At 40.8% G+C, this 1,974-nt stretch carries 1 protein-coding gene; it reads right to left on the minus strand.

Annotated elements, in window-relative coordinates; translation table 11 throughout:
- Positions 1-96 precede the first annotated feature (96 nt).
- Positions 97-1,707 (minus strand): peptide ABC transporter substrate-binding protein, encoded by a 1,611-nt coding sequence (locus tag ACRCJ0_RS12905; protein WP_431390684.1) that lies wholly within the window; start codon positions 1,705-1,707, stop codon positions 97-99.
- Between the last annotated feature and the right edge of the window lie 267 nt (positions 1,708-1,974).

Raw genomic sequence — 1,974 nt, forward strand, 5'->3', positions numbered from 1 at the left:
CACCAAAGAAGAAAAGTTTTTTTATGACAAAATGATAAACATTTTTACACGGAATTTTGAAAGTACTGGCTAGTTGTTAGATTATCTGTCATTACCCTACTCCGCTGTCTGAATATCGGCCCATCTATAGTTGATATAAGATTGACCTGGTCGGTTGATATCAGATACTTGTGGATTTTCTAAAATTGCTTGATAGGACTGATACACTGGAATTTGAACAGCATAGTCATCTAAACCAGCTTTTTCAAGCGCAATCAGCGTTTCCCATCTACCACTTGGGTCAAGGGCTTGCGCGCGGCTTTGGGCCACCAATTTATCTAATTGTTCGTATTGGTAGTTCCCCCGGGTAATAGTAGAATCAAAACGTTCTAAATAGTTTATTGGGTCCCCAAAATCAGCTTGCCAGAAAGTGACGCCTAAGTCATAGTCTCCATCAGATAAGGCTGCAAATCGAGCAGATGACGGCATAGTCTTTATGGTAACTTCAATACCCGGTAGGTTTTCTGTTAATTGCGATTGAATATACTCCGCAAAAATTTGACTTTCCTCGTCATCGGCCGCAACCATCTCTAAAGATAATCCTTCTAGGTTAGCATCCGCCAAACCATTTTCCCAACTTTCTTGGGCAACTTCTAAATCGTAATCTGTTTCAATCGTCGCATCGTCTCTAAAATCAGCTTCAGTTTCAGGGTTCCAAGCCACTTCACGTGATACAAAGCCGTTGGTAGCAATTGAACCGTTTTGTAGAATATTATTTACAAAAGCTTTCCGGTCGATGGCTTGGTAGAGGGCACGGCGGATATTCAAGTTATCTAATCCCGGTGTTTCGTGGTTAACTTCGATATAATTCGTCCGCGGGATTGGATAAGTTTTGTAGTCTTCATTATTTTGATTTTGGACCGCAAAGTTACCAGTTAATTCGATGACATCTAATTGGCCAGAATCGTATAAATTTAGTGCGGTTGCTGTTTCAGGTAGGTATTGGAAATTAACCGTATCTAAATTCACATTGTCAGCATCCCAGTAGTGGTCATTTTTTGCAAAAGTCCAAGTGTTTCCAGTCGCTGCATCCCATTCAGTCAAAACAAATGGTCCGTTATAGACAGCAGAGTCACTGGTAGACCCGTATTGGTCACCCGCTGCTTCAACTGCCTCTCGATTTTGAGGGTAGTAAGCAGGTACGGTCAAAAGATCTTTAAAGTAAGCTGTTGGATTTTCTAAGGTGATTTCCAAAGTTTTATCATCCACTGCCCGAACACCTAATTCACTGGTATCTAATTCGCCAGCCATGATTTCTGTGGCATTGTTGATTGTACCGTCAAACATATAGGCATAGGGTGCACCCAAGTCAGGATCAACCATTCGTTGCCATGCATAGACGTAATCATCTGCGGTTACAGGGTCGCCGTTTGACCAAGTCGCTGCCTCCTTCAACTGGATGGTGTAGACAGTTCCGTCTTCGGAAACTGTCGGCATATCGTCTGCATCAGCCGCAATTAATTGGTTGTCCAAATCATACGTGTACAAACCGTTATAAAAGTTCATATTGGCTGTGATGGTCGCAATATTCGATGCTGCAAAGGCCGTATCAGCTGATTGAATTTCATCCGTGGATTGGATATTCAATATCTTTTCTGTACTTTCGCCCGAATCACCGCAAGCCGCAAGCATTGCTGCTGCCACTAGTCCCAACGCTATTTTCTTCATATATATTACCTCCCACATTTCTTGATAGCATTTGATTCATTATACAATTGTCCCCCTTGTTTTCAAGTTACAAGTGACAAAGGCTTTTATTTTTGGTAGAATTTGAACTTGGTCGTTTCGATCATTAATATTGAACGAAGTACCAAATTTGCATTTCTAAATCCTCATGAAATTTTGATAGATTTGGAAATTCCCATACATCAAGCTTTTAGAACAAGTTACATTTTTTGCAAAAAGAATTTAAGCTAAACAACTTGACTCTGGACT

The sequence above is a fragment of the Aerococcus sp. L_32 genome, assembly GCF_050689315.1.